14 protein-coding genes are annotated in these 16516 nt (G+C 38.5%); 3 read left to right on the top strand and 11 right to left on the bottom strand.

Annotation, left to right across the window (positions count from 1 at the left end):
- Window positions 1–4: 4 nt before the first annotated feature.
- The 4 genes from K6I41_RS08395 to K6I41_RS08380 are packed head-to-tail and all read right to left on the bottom strand — an operon-like array spanning window position 5 to window position 4811.
- Entirely contained in the window at window positions 5–1780 is a 1776-nt protein-coding gene (locus K6I41_RS08395; protein WP_250375617.1) for an FAD-dependent oxidoreductase, read from the bottom strand.
- 5 nt (window positions 1781–1785) lie between these two features.
- The gene (locus K6I41_RS08390) at window positions 1786–2613 is read right to left on the bottom strand and encodes a sugar phosphate isomerase/epimerase family protein (RefSeq protein ID WP_250375616.1); all 828 of its coding nucleotides are present in this window, start codon (window positions 2611–2613) and stop codon (window positions 1786–1788) included.
- Entirely contained in the window at window positions 2603–3418 is an 816-nt protein-coding gene (locus K6I41_RS08385; RefSeq protein ID WP_250375615.1) for a shikimate dehydrogenase family protein, read from the bottom strand. Before K6I41_RS08385 ends, K6I41_RS08390 begins: the two co-directional genes overlap by 11 nt.
- Window positions 3419–3455: 37 nt before the next feature.
- The gene (locus K6I41_RS08380) at window positions 3456–4811 is read right to left on the bottom strand and encodes an MFS transporter (protein WP_250375614.1); all 1356 of its coding nucleotides are present in this window, start codon (window positions 4809–4811) and stop codon (window positions 3456–3458) included.
- A gap of 209 nt (window positions 4812–5020) precedes the next feature.
- Between K6I41_RS08380 and K6I41_RS08375 the strand changes: the two genes are divergently transcribed.
- Window positions 5021–5791 carry an IclR family transcriptional regulator gene (locus tag K6I41_RS08375; RefSeq protein WP_250375613.1) on the top strand — a complete coding sequence of 257 codons (771 nt, stop codon included), beginning with the start codon at window positions 5021–5023 and terminating at the stop codon, window positions 5789–5791.
- A gap of 88 nt (window positions 5792–5879) precedes the next feature.
- On the opposite strand, the gene K6I41_RS08370 is transcribed toward K6I41_RS08375, so the two are convergent.
- Window positions 5880–7088: an MFS transporter gene (locus K6I41_RS08370; protein WP_250375612.1), complete on the bottom strand. Its 1209-nt coding sequence runs from the start codon at window positions 7086–7088 to the stop codon at window positions 5880–5882.
- A 101-nt stretch (window positions 7089–7189) separates the two neighbouring features.
- Between K6I41_RS08370 and K6I41_RS08365 the strand changes: the two genes are divergently transcribed.
- Entirely contained in the window at window positions 7190–7807 is a 618-nt protein-coding gene (locus K6I41_RS08365) for a TetR/AcrR family transcriptional regulator (RefSeq protein WP_005305827.1), read from the top strand.
- 38 nt (window positions 7808–7845) lie between these two features.
- On the opposite strand, the gene K6I41_RS08360 is transcribed toward K6I41_RS08365, so the two are convergent.
- The 5 genes from K6I41_RS08360 to K6I41_RS08340 all read right to left on the bottom strand — a co-directional run bounded on the left by K6I41_RS08360 (window position 7846) and on the right by K6I41_RS08340 (window position 14056).
- Entirely contained in the window at window positions 7846–9180 is a 1335-nt protein-coding gene (locus tag K6I41_RS08360) for a carbohydrate porin (protein ID WP_502800635.1), read from the bottom strand.
- 211 nt (window positions 9181–9391) lie between these two features.
- Entirely contained in the window at window positions 9392–10744 is a 1353-nt protein-coding gene (locus K6I41_RS08355) for an MFS transporter (protein WP_250375610.1), read from the bottom strand.
- An 87-nt stretch (window positions 10745–10831) separates the two neighbouring features.
- On the bottom strand, window positions 10832–11164 hold the full coding sequence (locus K6I41_RS08350) for an NIPSNAP family protein (RefSeq protein ID WP_013197722.1): 333 nt from the start codon (window positions 11162–11164) through the stop codon (window positions 10832–10834).
- Window positions 11154–12938, bottom strand: coding sequence for an FAD-dependent oxidoreductase (locus K6I41_RS08345; protein ID WP_151989410.1), 1785 nt, complete (start codon window positions 12936–12938; stop codon window positions 11154–11156). The genes K6I41_RS08350 and K6I41_RS08345 overlap by 11 nt, the downstream gene beginning before the upstream one ends.
- A 311-nt stretch (window positions 12939–13249) precedes the next feature.
- The gene (locus tag K6I41_RS08340) at window positions 13250–14056 is read right to left on the bottom strand and encodes an IclR family transcriptional regulator domain-containing protein (RefSeq protein WP_005305842.1); all 807 of its coding nucleotides are present in this window, start codon (window positions 14054–14056) and stop codon (window positions 13250–13252) included.
- 190 nt (window positions 14057–14246) lie between these two features.
- Here K6I41_RS08340 and K6I41_RS08335 point away from each other — a divergent pair, with 190 nt between their 5' ends.
- Entirely contained in the window at window positions 14247–14987 is a 741-nt protein-coding gene (locus K6I41_RS08335; RefSeq protein ID WP_250375609.1) for an SDR family NAD(P)-dependent oxidoreductase, read from the top strand.
- A 180-nt stretch (window positions 14988–15167) separates the two neighbouring features.
- Here K6I41_RS08335 and K6I41_RS08330 read toward each other — a convergent pair whose 3' ends face one another.
- Window positions 15168–16229 (bottom strand): sigma-54 interaction domain-containing protein, encoded by a 1062-nt coding sequence (locus K6I41_RS08330; protein WP_250375608.1) that lies wholly within the window; start codon window positions 16227–16229, stop codon window positions 15168–15170.
- Window positions 16230–16516 lie beyond the last annotated feature (287 nt).

Genomic DNA, 16516 nt, shown 5'->3' with positions numbered 1-16516 from the left:
CTCCTTAGTCTTGCTTATGTGGCAGGAACGCTACTGTTTCAGTTCTAGCTTGTTCAGCAATTTTTTTTGCAGCAAGATAACCAAATGTCATGGCTGGACCCAAGGTAATTCCACCACTTGGATATTGCCCCCCCATGATGCTATTAAGATCATTTCCAGCCGCAAATAATCCATTAATCGGTTGCCCTGTTTTATTTAGAACTTGGGCATATTCATCTGTAACCAGTCCTGCAAATGTCCCTAAACTTCCTGGCACCACCTCAACTGCATAAAATGGTCCATTTTCAATCGGGGCAATACATGGGTTCGGATGATGATCGGCATCACCCTGTGCTTTTTGATAAGGAGTAGTACCACGTTGAAATTCGGGGTCTTGGCCTAAATAGGCATATTGGTTGTACTGCTCTACTGTTTTTAAAAACTGAACTGGATCTATACCGCACGCCACAGCCAGCTCTTGAATAGTGTGTCCTTGTTTTAAGTAACCGTTGTCTAGCCAAGGCTTTAGAGAAATTGGAAAAGGTTTAACAGCGCCTAAGCCGTAACGGCGGATGAACTTGTGATCACAAATCAACCAGCAATGTGCTTGTTTGCCTTGCGATGTATGTTTGAATAAATCTTTAATAAATAATGGATAGGAATCACCTTCATTCGTGAACCGACGGCCATTTTTTAAAACAGCAATTAACCCTGGTTTGCCTCGCTCAACCAAATGTGGAAAACGACCTAAAGTTCCATCTAAACGTGGCATAAGTGAAACAGGTGCCCATGCGCCAGACCAAGGCAAGGTTTGATCAACAGTTGCTCCAATTGCTTCTGCTGCAATTAAGCCATCACCTATATTTGTTTCAGGAGCGGCTGAATGATGAGGAGTTCCTTCACTCACATGTTTGAATAAAGCTTGTTTACGTTTTTCATCATGCGGAAAACCGCCTGTCGCTAATACCACGCCATGTTTTGCTACTATCTTGACGATACCAGCTGGTGTTTTAAATAATGCTCCAATCACTCGACCATTTTGTTCAAGTAATTCAGTCATGGCATGATTTGCTAATAGTTGTACTTTGTAATCGAATGCAGATTTGAGTAGCCGAGCCACCAAAGCATTACCATTCACAATTTGAGTTGAGCGCTTAGTAAAAATTAGATCAAAAAAATGTCGTAATACTCTTTTGGTCGCATAGATAAAGGATGGAATTGCATTAAAAGTATTAATGAAATGCTTCATATCTGCGCCAGAAGCGATACCCATTCCCCAAAGCGTAGTTTCAGGAATTGGCGGACGTAGGATATTTAGTTTCTGACCAAGTAAACAGCCATCGTAAGGTGCTGCAACAATCGAACGCCACCCAACCCTAGCACCTTCAATATTGAAAAAGTCAGGTACTGCGGCACCAATATTAAACTTAACCTCAGTTTTGGCTTCGAAAAATTCCACCATTTTGGGTGCTTGAGTTAAATAAGTATGAATCTTTGCTTCATCATACTTTTCACCCAAAATATTTTTTAAATATAGCTTTGGTACCTCAATTGGTTCGGCTTTTCCTTCACGTACAGCATGAGGTGTATTAGGAATCCATAACCACCCTCCCGATACAGCAGTAGTTCCACCAAATACGGATGCTTTCTCTGCGACAATAACCTTTAATCCTTCATATGCTGCGGTCACGGCGCTTGAAAGCCCACCTGCACCTGAGCCAATGACCAAAACATCACATTCGTAGCATTCACGAATTGGCATCGGAATCATCTGAAATGGTTGTTGGGTTTTTGCGTTCATACTTATTACCCCGTAACCGTGCCCAATTGAGCGAGCGCAACGAGCTGCTTCATTGCTTGCAAATTAACTTCAGCGCGTTCGAGAGCAGGACGTTCAGCTAGTACTAAATTGGGGACTTCTGCAGCTAACATAATTTCTTTAGGTAAAGCACGAATTAACCCTACAAGATCAATTTCTCCTTGCCCTGGCACTAATCGATTAGAACGTGCAATCTTAATTAAGCCTTCGTCGCTCGGATCATATTCAGCAAAACCATCGCAAAGCTGAACATAGTTCAATTGCTTTGGATTAAGTGCTTTGATCTGATCAAGTGTTGAATCTGATCGGTCAAAATGTAATGCATCAATTAAAATGGCCGCATTTTCTTGCCCTGATTGATTCACGATATATTCAACCTGCGCCAAATTTTTCACATTGGTCCACGGCATGAACTCTAGGTCACAACTCAAGTCAAACTGTTTACTTAATTCACAAAATTGTGCGAAGTGATGAATTAGTCGTGATTGCTCAGGGTCATTTCCTGCAACTAAAATATGCCTAGCACCGAGCTGCTCAGCGGTACTTAAAAACTGCAAATATTTTCTTGGTTCAAAATCTTGAGTAATTCGCACAATTTCAACATCAGCAATACGAACACCCGTGTCATTCAAAGCAGCCTTTGTTTCCTTAATTAGCTTGCTATCATTTAAAATTGGATAATCTACTTCATTAGGTGCTGCTGGCAGCAGGCGTAAGCCCACTGCTGCATAACCACACTTTGCTGCAATTTTGACTGCTTCTACAGGACTCACATCTGCAACGGTCAAAAATGAAAGTGAATATTCACGCGACATCTTGTTGCTCCTGCTCTTTCTCAAGTAAATAAGCAATCATTAAGTCGCGAACCTCAATAAACATGTCCGTTCCTTTAACTGCGTTACATCCCAAAGTAGACGCATGCTGAATAAATGGCGTGTTTTCAGGACTAGTCACCACATCTGCAACCGACATTTGTTCAGTTATTTTTTCTAATTGAAAAGCTGCTGAAGGATCGCCATTCATTCCCATAGGTGTCGCATTGACCACAACGTCGAATCCTGTTGGATCATTGTTATGTGCAACAACTTTTCCTTTACCTAGCTGTTGAAGTTGTTCAACTAGTTGTTTTTGACGCGTTTGATCTACATCAAAAATTGCTAACTCTGCTACCTCAGCAAGAAGTAATTCATAAGCAATCGCTTTACCTGCTCCACCAGCTCCCGCCAAAATGGCACGTTTATCTTTTAGCTCGATTAACTTATTTCGTATCGCTTGTACCATGCCTTTACCATCAAGCATGTCTCCTTCCCACCCTTCTTTACAGCGGCGAATCGTATTTACCGCCCCAATAAACTGTGCACGTGAAGTTAATTTTTGGCAGCAATTCAAAGCCGAAATTTTATGAGGTACCGTGACAATCAAGCCGTCACTATTATTTAAATACAAATTTTGCTGAACAAAATTTGGGAAGTGTTCTGGTGCCACATCAGCAGGTATAACAATCGCATTTAAATCCTTTTTAAGCAGCTCCATCGTTACACCCTCAGGTGATTTGACCTGTACAATCGGATGTCCGACCACAAAATAAAGACGAGTTGATCCATTCAATTGAATATCCATTATTCAATCTCCTTAAAAGTCGATGAGTTAGAAAATTTTAGATTTGAACTTTTTTAAGTTCGTGCTGACGTATCTTTGTTGGCGAATAAACCAGTTTCATAATGATTAATGCTGCGACCATACCGGCGGTTGGTAAGCAAAGCACAAGGAATATTTTGCTCGTCGCCCATCCTAGGCTTAAAAAATATGCTCCCGCAAATGCGCTACCCACTGCTCCTAATCGGCCTATCCCATGCATCCAACTGTTGCCGGTCGCGCGAGCAAAAACTGGGTAAAATGAACTGGAAACACTGTTAAGACCTGCGTTCGCACCATTCATCCACATACCGATGAAGAAACACATCATGCTATACATTACAAAGTTATGACCCACTGCACCTAGAAAGAACATGAAGCCAATCGCTAAAAGATATGCAATCACTAATCCAAGGTGTGGATTTAACTTGTCCATCAAATAACCGCATGCGATACAACCTACTGGACCCCCTAGCTGATAAATCGCAGTGATAATTGAAGCTTCGCTAATGCTGAAACCAAATTCATGGCTCATCATTGGTAACCAACTTCCAAGTAAATACACCACAAACAAACCAGATGCATAGCTCCACCAGAGCAAAAAGCTACCTAAGAAATAAAAAGGACTCAGGACTGCTTTTACCGGATTATCAACCGTATTAGTTTTTGCTTTAGGTAAAACGAAAACAGTGTTAGCTGTATCAAAATCTGGTGCCATTTTATGGATAATGGCATCAATCTCTGCTTTTGGATGTTCCTTCAGGACTTTATAACCAATAGATTCAGGTAATTTAAATACTGCAATAACGGCTAGAACAAGTGGTAGGACTCCACCAATAATCATCATGGCATGCCAGTTAAAATGTGGAATCACCCAAGCAGCCAAAAAACCTCCAATAGCAGCACCAATTGTGAATCCACTTAGAATGATGGTAACCATACGGCCATTCATTCTCATGGGAGAGTAATCCGTTACCAACGTAACAGCTTGCGGCATTACTCCACCCATAAATAAACCAGCAATAAAACGGAACATCATCAGTTCCGTCACATTGCTAGAAACTGCTGCACATAAAGTAAATACACCAAAACCCATTAAGTTAATAATGAGTAGTTTTTTACGTCCAAACTTGTCTGCCAAAGGTCCTGAAATCACTGCACCTACAGCTAAACCAATTAATGCTGCACTCATTACGGGTGCAAGATCAGTTGTAGTAATTCCCCATTGCTGCTTAATGACAGGAGCCACAAATCCCATGATTGATATATCAATACCATCAACAACGACAATCATTAAACATAAAAAGATAACTAGTTTTTGTATTGGGGATATGCGATTTTCATCAATAAACTCCCTTAAATTTACCTGTTGAGTCATACACTTACTCCATTAGTGTGTATAAGCAAATATGCGTTTTCCATCGCTTATTCAGTTTTGCTCCCTACTTATTCCCAAAAGCTGAATAATTAGGAAACTCCTTATCTGAATGATTCATCTGTACGGCATTTGAGATAGAATCTAAAACAACTATAATCTGTTTTTAATTTTTTTGGAACACTGTTCCAGAAAATAATGTTAGGATTTTTATGCTCAGCAATACCGATCGTTCTTTGCTCATCCTCGAAGCACTATTAAAAGAAGTGGATGGATGTGCACTTAGTCAGCTTTCTATTGATCTTGATATCCCAAAGTCTGCAATGCATCGCATTCTGACTGCGATGAAAGACATGGGATATATCTATCAAGATGAAATCACGCAGCACTACAAGCTCACTCTTAAAATTGCCTCAATGGGTTTGAGTTTTCTGTCTTCACGCTCGATTACCGAAACATTTCAACCCTACCTTGATGAACTGGCAGAAACCTCTTCTGAACTGGTTCGCCTCGGTTTAATCGAAGACGAAAAAATTATCTGGATTGGTAAGGCTCAAGGAGCAAAATCAGGTCTAAAATATGATCCTGACTCAGGCAACGTGGCCTATTTACCAGCTTCAGCTTGTGGTTTAGCCTATTTATCTACCCTTGACCAAAATGACTTTTCACGAATTGTGGAACGTGAAGGTTTCGATAAAGCCAAGAACTTTGGACCAAACTCACCAAAAGACCTTACAGAACTAGAGCAAATGATTAATGCTTCTAGAGAGCGAGGTTATGGTGTGATTAGTGACACCTATGAGCTAGGCATGTCTGCTATGGCTAAAATCATTCTCAACCCACAGACGGGCAAACCTTTTGGCACAGTCAGTATTGCAGGGCCTTCCGTACGTTTAAGTCCTAAACGTATTGAAGAGTTAGCACCAGCACTCATGGCAACTTCTGAAAAAATTGCATCCATCATCAATTTAATCCATATCTAATTTTTAGCTTCTAAGGCAATCAAAATCATATTTCGATTGCCTAAACTCCCTTTAAAATATTTTTCAAGCTCCAAAAACTGAGCAATCATTATTTATGACAAGCTAATATAGGCCCTACCTTAAATTTAAGTTGATGCATCAACCAAACGATAGTCACCATTAATAATGCTGCAATCAGCCCTAATGTGATGACCACCCCGAAATATTCAATAAAATAACTGGAAAGGATGACAGGCCAGATCGTACCTTGATAAGCAATAAACAAATAACTAGAAAAAATCAGCGGATTTTTTTCCCGATCCATCATATTGCCAATAAAGTGGTAGACAGCACTTAGGGTAAAACCATGTCCCATACCCGTCAGTAAAATACTGATCAATAAAAACCAAACGATGTGTTCGATTTCTGCCATTACCAAACTAATGATTCCAAGCAATAAAGCGAATAGCCCTGCATACAACACATGCAATTCTTTAAACGATTTACAAAATAATTGACTCAGTACTGACACAAATAAAATGATTGAAATTGATACACCTGTTAAGGTGGCTGACGATTTAATCGGTAATTCTTTAATAAAAGTCCCAGCCAAAGCTGCATATAAGCTGAAGGCTCCGAAACTACAAAGTGCAGCCACACTACAGACCCAGAAAACTTTACGTGAAGCTACCTGCGGCAATGCTAAACCTTGTAACTTTAATAACTCATTTAACTGATATTTTTTCTCAATTTTAAATCTGGGTTTGACCCAAAACACACTGATAAATATTAGAAGTGAAAAAAAGATAATAATCCAATAAGGATCAGCCAAAGGTCGCACGGTATGGTCAGCCAATACACCACCGACCAAAGGTCCCAAACCGAAGCCCAAGACAGTAATTATAGAGGTAAGTTTTTCAGCTAATGCCTTATTACGAAACGGATATTGGTCTTTGAGTCCTACCATTGCAGCGGTGGTAATAAGTCCTGAAGCAATTCCAATCAGAAACCTTGAAAAGCCCAGTAACCAAACAGAACTTGCAAATGCAGACAACATTAAACCTAAAATGGTTAAAGCCAAACTGACCAAAATCACATTTTTATAGTGATAAATTGCATTGAGTTTATTTAAAAACAGCAGTGAAAAAACTACGCCTAACATATAGGAAATGAAGATATAACCTATTTGAGATGTTGAAACTCCCCACTGTTGTTCATAGATTGCATATAGAGGGCTTGCCAGAGCGGTACTTAAAGCAGCAAGACACAGCGCAAAGCTAATAATGCAATATTGAACACTGGACTTTGGTGTCTGCATAATTCAACCAAAAATGACTTTTAAGTCGATTTTAATTCAAATATGACCCACAGGTCAATTTATGTTAAAATAATCTTGTTAACAATGAAATCTAGTTCAACATGACGAAATCTAAAACACGCGGCCCTAGTCTAGAAAAGACGCAAGAAACTAAAAAGAAAATTATTGACTCTGCTCTACAACATTTTATTGAAGTGGGTTTTGCAAGAGCAAAAATTTCAGATATTGCTAAACATGCTGAATTAGGCAAAGGTACAATTTATTCTTATTTTGAAACTAAAGATCAGCTATTTGAAGCAGTAATTGATGCTCTCATCAACGATTCATTTCGCCCTATTCGCGCTTCTGAAATCACTCAAAATGAAACTGTTTACGAGTTTATTTGTAAAAAGATTATTCCCAGTGTTTTAACGCTTGAAACGACTGGTCGTGCGGATATGGCACTCTTAATTTTACGTGAAGGAAATAATTTTCCGCATATTCGTCAAACTTACGTAAATAAGATTTTTTTACCTATTCAGTATGAGCTTGAGCAATTAACCAGTTTAGCGATTCAACGTGGAGAATTATCAGCCACTATTTCCCCACAGCAATTTGCATTGCTTATTGTGAGCCCTATGTGGATGGGTATGATTCACAATGGCATCCTAAATCCAAATGAAGTTTTATCACTTGAAACGCTTTTCCAAGAAAATCTAAAAATCTTGTTTGGAAAATAAAAAGGCAAACCTCTGTTTGCCTTTTTACTCATACATATTTAAAAATTAAGTTTCATGGTCATACCGACTACCCAAGCATCATCCACTTGTTTTAGACCACCAGCTTGATGCACATATTGAATATTTGGTCGTAAAGCAATACTAGGTGACCATTGAAAGTTATAGTTCAATTCAATATTCAATTCGTCATGCTGAATCGGTGTATATTTCGGATTCGCATAGTCAACTTCGGTTAATCCCAGCAATTGATTAGATGCATTTTGGCGTTCTCGGACACGATCATTCACATCAAAACGTGCCAGACCTAAACCAATAGTATCATTTGGTCGATGCTCGAATATGCCCTTATACCAAAGTGCTAATTGCTGTGTGCTTTCAACGACAGTTGTAGATTTATCATTAAAAGTAAAGTTTGCTGAAATAAATAAACCATGCTTAGGGTCGTCCGCAGGCGCAAAAACCTGTTGTTGCGCATTAAGCCAAAGACTATGCTTATTGTTTTGCGATTTCCGATCTGCTGCATTTGGCTCAATATTACCTTTTTCATCTGTACTAACATTATGTGCATCTGCCGTTGACAAAAATGCACCGACTTTATATTCACCACTTAAGCCATCGAAAAATGCTAGATTGGGTTTCCAAGATAGTTCCACAGGAATTAAAATACCTTTACGTTGATCCATATCCAAATTAAAACCGTGTTGCTCTAAGGCATTTTCAGGATTGACCTCATAAATCCCTGTTCCAAACCAGAGTGAAGGTAAAACTTGATATTTGGCGTTAATTCCCCATTGGCTTACAGGACTATTAAACCAAATATCTCCTACTGTTTTACCTAACTGACCTCCACATAACATTAAGTTTTGAAACTCACAATGTGATGCATTAAAATCATCTGAAAGTCCCATGCGACCTACCTTAATGTGTAGATCATTATTCAAAAATCCTTTTTTAATCCATGCACTGGTTAAGCGCCACCATTGTCCACGCCCATAAATCTCTTGAGCACTACTAAATTGCGGCGCTCTAGGATCACTAATCCGATCAGTAGAAAGCGGTTGTCCATCTCGTTTCGTTATGCTCAACTGGGCTTGAGTATCTTTCCAATCTGCTATTTTTTCTAAATCTAGACGTGTACCAAATGTCCATTGGTTTGCATTAAATAGTCGTGGTGAATCGTTATATCCTCCACTCAGATTAATAGCACTTTCATTTTGAAAAGCTGCGGTAAATTGATAACCTTGCTGCTCGAGTTGAGCGCGTTTTCCGTTCCAATCGCCCAATATCCATTTTTGGTCCTGAGCTAAAGGAGCGAAGGCAAATACCGCACTACTTGCTAATGTAAAAGTTGAAATCATCGCAAGCGAAGTCATAGAAAATTTCATTAATGCTGTTCCTTAGCACATTGTTTATTATGAACATAAAGCCTTGAATTATTTCAGCTGAATCAACTGCTATACATTTTTTAAGTGTATTTATCCCTACCTGACCAGCATGCTGATCAAGCTAATTCAAAGCCATAGAAAACATTTAAGAAGCAAAGATAGATTTTAAAATAGTTAATCAACTTGCTTTATTACTGATTTAACTCAACTGTGTTTTGGTTTGCACAATAGGCTGTTTCGTTTTAATACCCTGAATTAAAACGGCAAAACCAGAAAGTACAGCAGGAATCATTAATAATGAGAACATCATAGAAAATGGCATACCTGAACTGATCATCGCAGCTCCAGCAAACGCACTTAATATTGCACCAAAGCGCCCAATACCATTCATCCAGCTTGCTCCGGTTGCGCGAGCAGAAGTCGGATAATATCCAGTCGCTAAAGCACTTAAACCAACGGCCCCACCATTAAAGGTAAAACCAAGAATCCATGCAAAAATACACATAAGCACCATATCATGACCAAAATGCCCTAACCCAAAGGTTGCAAGTGCGCCAATCAACATGGCAATAAAAAGTACCAAACGCGGACGATAATGATCCATACACCAACCTAGAGTGATACTTCCAACAGGACCACCAATTTGAAAGAACGAGGTCACAATGGCAGCTTGAGAAATCGTAAATTGATTAGACTTAATTAAGGTTGGTAACCAGCTACTGCATAGATAGATTAAAAATAATGCCATGAAATAACTGATCCAGAGCATAATTGTGCCATAGCGATATTTACTAGATAAAATTAGACCTAGACCAGATTTCTCGGTTTTTACTTCATTCAGATAAATTTCTTGATTTAAAAAAGAAGATTGTGGAAATAAGCGTTTTAAAATCGCTTTGATTTTATCTTGTGAGTACGATTGTTTGACTAAATAGGTAATTGATTCAGGCATTTTCCAATATAAAAATGGTACCAAAATTAAAGGCAGTACGCCGCCTAATATCAACATACTACGCCAGCCAAACTCCGGAATCAGCCATGCTGCTAAAAAACCACCTGCGGCAGCGCCTAAAGAAAATCCACAGTAGGCAACAGTAACTGAAAATGAACGGCGATGATCTGCTGCATATTCTGAAACTAAAGTCGCTGCATTGGGAGCAGCAGCACCTGCACCTAATCCAGTAAGAAAACGATAAATTAAAAGATGTGTGATATCAGTTGAAAACGCTGTTAGCAAAGTAAAAATACCAAAGCCAAGTACGCTTAAAATTAGCACTGGTTTTCGGCCAAATTTATCTGATAAAGGCCCAGAAACTAATGCACCTATTGCTAATCCAACCAATGCTGCACTTAAAACTGGTGCTAACTCTTGTGCACTAATACCCCACTCCTGAATAATCTGAGGAGCAATTAAACCCATAACCACGACATCGAGACCATCTAGGGCAATAATAGCAAAGCAAAAAAATAGAATGAGTTTTTGTAGTCCACCCATCTTATTTTCATTTAATATGCTTTTTACATCTTTCCTTTGTATTTGACTTGTGCTCATGAGTTTCTCCTTTTAAAAGCACGAAGTTTCCCTCGGTGTTTTTCTCAAAACACCGTTCCTTAAGGGAATTTTTAAATAAACTGCTGTTTAAGGCTTAATTAGTGAAGCTAAGTTCACTGGCCTTAAAATTTGATTCACCTGTGACGTCACTAAACCTTCAGATGCTTTCAAATAAATTTGGAAGTCAGGATCTGTATCTCGGGCAAAACTACGCTTTTCATAGTCATCCAGACTGTCATAACCCCACAAATGTACGACCTGATTTAACGTACCGATATTACTAATATAAAAACCAAGTGGCTCGCCCAAGTGCTTTTTCAAAATAGGCATCGCCAGCTGATCGAATACCTCAAGAAATCTAGGCATGCATCGTGGTGTAATATTGTAAATACGGTGATCAACAATCGGTTTATGAAACATGAAAAGTCTCCTTAACAGATTGAGAGTTGGCAGATTTAGAATTTTTAGATGATATAAAACCATTCCCTCCTTTAGCTAAATCAGCAATATGTGATCCTGTGATATAACCAAAAGTCATGATTGGCCCTAAAGTAATTCCTGCACCTGGATAGTTTCCACCCATAATACTCGCACGGTCATTACCAACTGCGTATAAACCTTGAATGGGTTGGTGAAACTGATTTAAAACTTCACCAGTAACGGCGGTTCTGATTCCATCAAATGTTCCTAAATCGCCCATAAACACCTTCACAGCATAAAATGGACCTTGCTCAATTGGTGCTACACATGGATTGGGTTTGTGATCTGGATCGGCCAAATATCGGTTAAACGAAGTAGAACCACGGTGGAATTCTGGATCCTGGCCTTTCACAGCCCCTTCGTTATAACGCTGTACTGTTTTAGCCAACTGCTCAGCATTAATTCCCACCTGCTGTGCCAGTTCTTTTAAACTATTACCTTTAAAGAGATAGCCTTTTTTAATTAAAGATGAAAGTGGCATTGGGGCGGGTTTGGCATAACCTAAACCATATTTGCTAATCGTTTTATGATCGCAGATCAACCACATGGCTGTTTCATCGAACTCCTCACACGCCCTAAATAAATCTGCACCTACATCATGATAAGAGTTTGATTCATTGGTAAAACGTTTCCCGTTTTTAAGCACACCAATAATTCCAGGCTTATAACGGTCTAATAAATGTGGGAACACGCCGTAGCCAGCTGTATAAGGGACTTTTGACACAGGCATCCATGCAGCAGAATCCGCATATTGAATATCCACTACACCACCAACCGATTCTGCAAGGCGACAACCATCTCCTGTATTAGTCTTTGGCACAGGTGAGATGTGTTCACCACCACGTTTCAGGTGCACGTAAACTTGTTTAAGTCGTTCAATATCATGTGAAAAACCGCCACATGCCAGCACGACTCCGTTTTTAGATTTAATCTGGCAGTGCTGATCGGGTTGTTGAACTTGTACGCCAACAACTTTGCCATTTTCAAAATTTAACTGCTTAACTTCAGCTTCTGTATAGATTGGAATATTTAAATCAAATGCAGATTTAGCCAAACGTGCAGCCAAAGCATTACCGCTTGTGACATTGGTACCACGACCATAGACAGCCAGTTCTTTTAAATGAATAGCTAATCGCTTTGCCACATAGATAAATGAAGTAAACGATTTAGTGGCATTAAAAAAGTGCTTTAAATCTGCATTAGATGAATTAAACATCATGCCAATAAAGGTAATGGTTTTAAGAGGTGGACGTAGGCGCTTCATATTCTCGCCCAAACCACGAATATCATAGGGTGCAGCTAGTACAGAGCGACCAATATCAACCCCACCCGGAGCATCCGGATGATAGTCTGGATAAAGTGTCGGGATAAATTTGACTGAGGTATTTTGTTCAAAAAACTGGAGCATTTCAGGTGCATAATTCAGAAATGCGTTTACAGCCTCAGCATTAAAAAATTCTTTGGTTTCATGCTTTAAATAGGTCAATGCTGCTTCACGGCTATCTTGTATACCATTTTGTTTTGCATGATGATTCCCTGGAACCCATAGTACTCCACCAGAAAAAGCTGTTGTACCTCCGAACACATCGTCTTTTTCAAGGACAATAACATTTAAGCCTTTTTTCTTAGCAGTAATCGCAGTCGACAAACCGCCTGCCCCTGCACCCACCACAACCAAATCGCATTCAAGCTGTTGAGGTAATTTGGTATTCATTGTTGTCACTCCTTGCGACAGATCCATGCGTTCACTTGCCTGAAATAGCTGGCTACACCATCCTGATAGTGTTGTATCGAACGCTTTTCTTTTTATTAAACTACGGGGCTATCACAGTTCCGACTAGACTACTTTCTTTTAAATTGAACGATGATCGCGCAAACACATCTTATATCGTTCACTGTTTATAAAATCATCTCTTCCAACGGTTATATAAGACAAATTAAATAGTCTTAAAATATTGATAAAATTATTTTAAATATAAAAAAACGCCCGATGAGGACGTTTGATTGAAACTACAAAACAATAAACTAAATCATGTCTCGAATTTCTTTGGCTGCCTCTCTTAGTAATGGCAAAACCGTATTAATCAGATAGGTATCATTTACTTTAGAAATCGGAGCAACAGCATTTAATCCCGCAATAATATCACCAGTCTGATTAATAATCGGTATCGCAATTGCTGTTACGCCCAGTTCATATTCTTCAGCGGAAATACAATAACCATTGTCCTTAATGGTCTGTAATGCAGCTAGAAAACTGGCTTCTTCTGTGTATGTATATGCAGTAAATCGTTTAAGTCCATATAACTTAATCCAATTCTTTTGCTCTTCTAAGGATTTATGCGCTAATAAAACTTTACCGGTTGACGAAGCATGAGCAGGAATTCGGTTACCTAGATGAATACCAAAAGGACTTACCCGGAAATGATCATTTTGCGGGACACTTCTAGCAATCGGAACGACTTCATAATTATCTTGAACCACCACGGAGAAAACTAATGTCGTTTTTTCAGATAAATGATTTAAGACAGACTGCGATATTTTTGGCAAATGTGCTGTACTTAAAAAAGCCCCTGAAAACTTAAGTACCTTATGTGTTAACCAGTAATAATATTCATCAGTTTCAAGATAGCCTAAAAACTTGAGTGTCTTTAGATATCTACGTGCTGCTGTACGAGTAATATTAGTTCGCTCTGCGACTTGAGTAACATTTAAACGCTGTCGATCTGTGCCAAATGCTTCAAGAATATTGAGGCCCTTTGCTAAACCTGCAATATAGTCATCGTATTTAATCGTCTCTTCTGAGAGCGGATGTTGAATAATCTGATCCCTCATCATTTTCCCTTTTCTAAATTCCCTGTCCGATATTCGCTCAGTATGTCTGAATATCGTCTTCATTCCCAGATTGTATCTAGAGCTCGTTTGGCTAAATACGTATTTTAAGTCTTACAGGAGAACTTCAATATTTAAGCATCTATTTTACAAAGAGAGCTTAGATCAAAACTTAGGATTTAGGAAATGTATTATGTCTAGACTACAAAATAAAGTCTGTATTATCACAGGTGCAGCTTCTGGTATGGGTGAGTCCGAAGCAATTGCTTTTGCACAACAAGGAGCAAAATTAATTATTGCCGACATGAATTTAGAACAGGCTAACCAAGTTGCCGGGAAGATCATCAACGCAGGAGGAGAAGCCTTTGCTTTTCAAGTGGATGTCACTCAATTTAATCAGCTCAAGCAGTTAGTTGAATTTACATTAGAGAAATTTGGTCGAATTGATGTACTACTGAATAATGCAGGTATTTTCGACAAATATACCAATAGCTTAGATACGACCGAGGAACTTTGGGACACTATGTTTGCCATAAATGTAAAAGCTGTATTCAATTTAAGTAATTTAGTTTTGCCTAAAATGATTGAGCAAGGTTCTGGTGCAATTATCAATATTGCATCTATTGCGGGTCTAGTTGCTCAAATGGGAGGCGCTTCTTATACAGCCTCAAAACATGCTGTAATTGGTTATACAAAACATCTAGCAGCAGTGTATGCCAAACATGGCATCAAAATTAATGCTATTTGCCCAGGTACTATTCGTACGCCAATGACGGCCAAAATGCTAGAAACCCGTCCGACTGATAAAATTCCACTGGACCGTTTTGGAGAAGCGTCTGAAGTTGCCGAGTTAGCTATTTTTCTAGCTTCCGATGAAGCCCGTTTTATGAATGGCTCATGTATTACAATTGATGGCGGATACACTATTATTTAATAAGATATTTTTACTAATCTAATAGAAATATCTATTAGATTAGTTTAAAAACAATAGTAATTGTTTTAAATGATATATGTCTTATTTTGAAATTAAAGAAACAACAATGTTAAATCTTTCTTAGGTAAAAAAAACTAAGATCACATTGTAATTTGGAGTCGATACAAAAATAAGCACGATCTATATGCGAATATTTGGAGACAATAAACCATGTTTAATCAATCTTGCACGAATAATATTTCGACTTATTCCTAATAATTTTGCAGTATGCAATTGATTATAATGACAATATTCATAGGCAGCTTCTGTAATTTCTGCCTCTAATTGCTCATTTAAATCTTCGATTCCTTGTTCAAACCAACTAAACAGCAATTGTTTTAAAGTTTGATTTGAGTTGCGATAAATCGAAAAATCATATTCGGAAGTGAGTAATTTATGCTTGAAACCGGATAGTTGGAAATCATAACTTTGAATCACCCCATTTTTACAAATGAGCAATGCATGATGAATTGCATTTTCTAACTCACGAATATTTCCCGGCCAATGATAATCAACGAGCAATTGTTGAGCTTCTTCACTTAACATAGGCGGCTTCTTATTCAGACTCTGCGAGTAGTCATAAATGAAGTGCTGTGCTAGAGGCAAAATATCACCAGTCCGTAGTCGAAGTGGTAAAACATGGAGCGATGCAACTTTTAATCGAAAATATAAATCTTCTCTGAAATTACTTGCATAGACGGCCTCTTCTAATCGAATATTCGTTGCAGCAATTACTCTGACATCAATTTTTTTTGTCTGTCGAGAACCAACCCGAACCACTTCATTTTCTTGTAAAATTCTTAGCAGCTTCACTTGAATGCTTGGTGATAAATCACCAATTTCATCTAAAAAAATGGTTCCGCCATGCGCTGCTTCAAACCATCCGATCTGATGGCTTATAGCTCCTGTAAAAGCTCCTTTTTCATGACCGAACAACTCTGTTTCAGCCAACGTATCAGATAAAGCACCACAGTTTACAGCAACAAAGGGTTTATTTTTCCGATTAGATAAAGCATGAATCTTTCGAGCAACCAGTTCTTTGCCTGTTCCTGTTTCACCAACAATTAAAACGGACGCTTCGCTTGGTGCGATTTGTTCAACATAAGACATTAAACACTTTGAATTTTGATCTTCAAATACATATGCACTAGCTTTAACCGTACGTACGAGTTGGCGAGATTCGGGATGTTTGACGATATCCATAATAATCTCCAAAATTTAAAGTGGATGAGATCAATCTGAACGAGTACTTTTTCTTAAATCAGAAAAATAGCTAAACAACGTACCTTAATCTAAATTTTCTAGATAACTAATACCAATAATATTAAGTGCAAATAATATTAAATTTAATTATTTGCTCATTTAGAGTACTCGATGTGAAATAGGCAACATTCCAAAAGCATAGTGTTGTTTATGCAACAGCACATCAACACTTTGAATTTAGAGCCAACCTGCCCCATGAGAAAAAAGATACAGTCTGTTGAAATTTA

This window comes from Acinetobacter sp. AS23, from assembly GCF_023612055.1.
Taxonomy (GTDB): domain Bacteria; phylum Pseudomonadota; class Gammaproteobacteria; order Pseudomonadales; family Moraxellaceae; genus Acinetobacter; species Acinetobacter oleivorans.
Note: the sequence above shows the minus strand (reverse complement) of the source record. Positions and strands in the feature narration are given on the sequence as shown.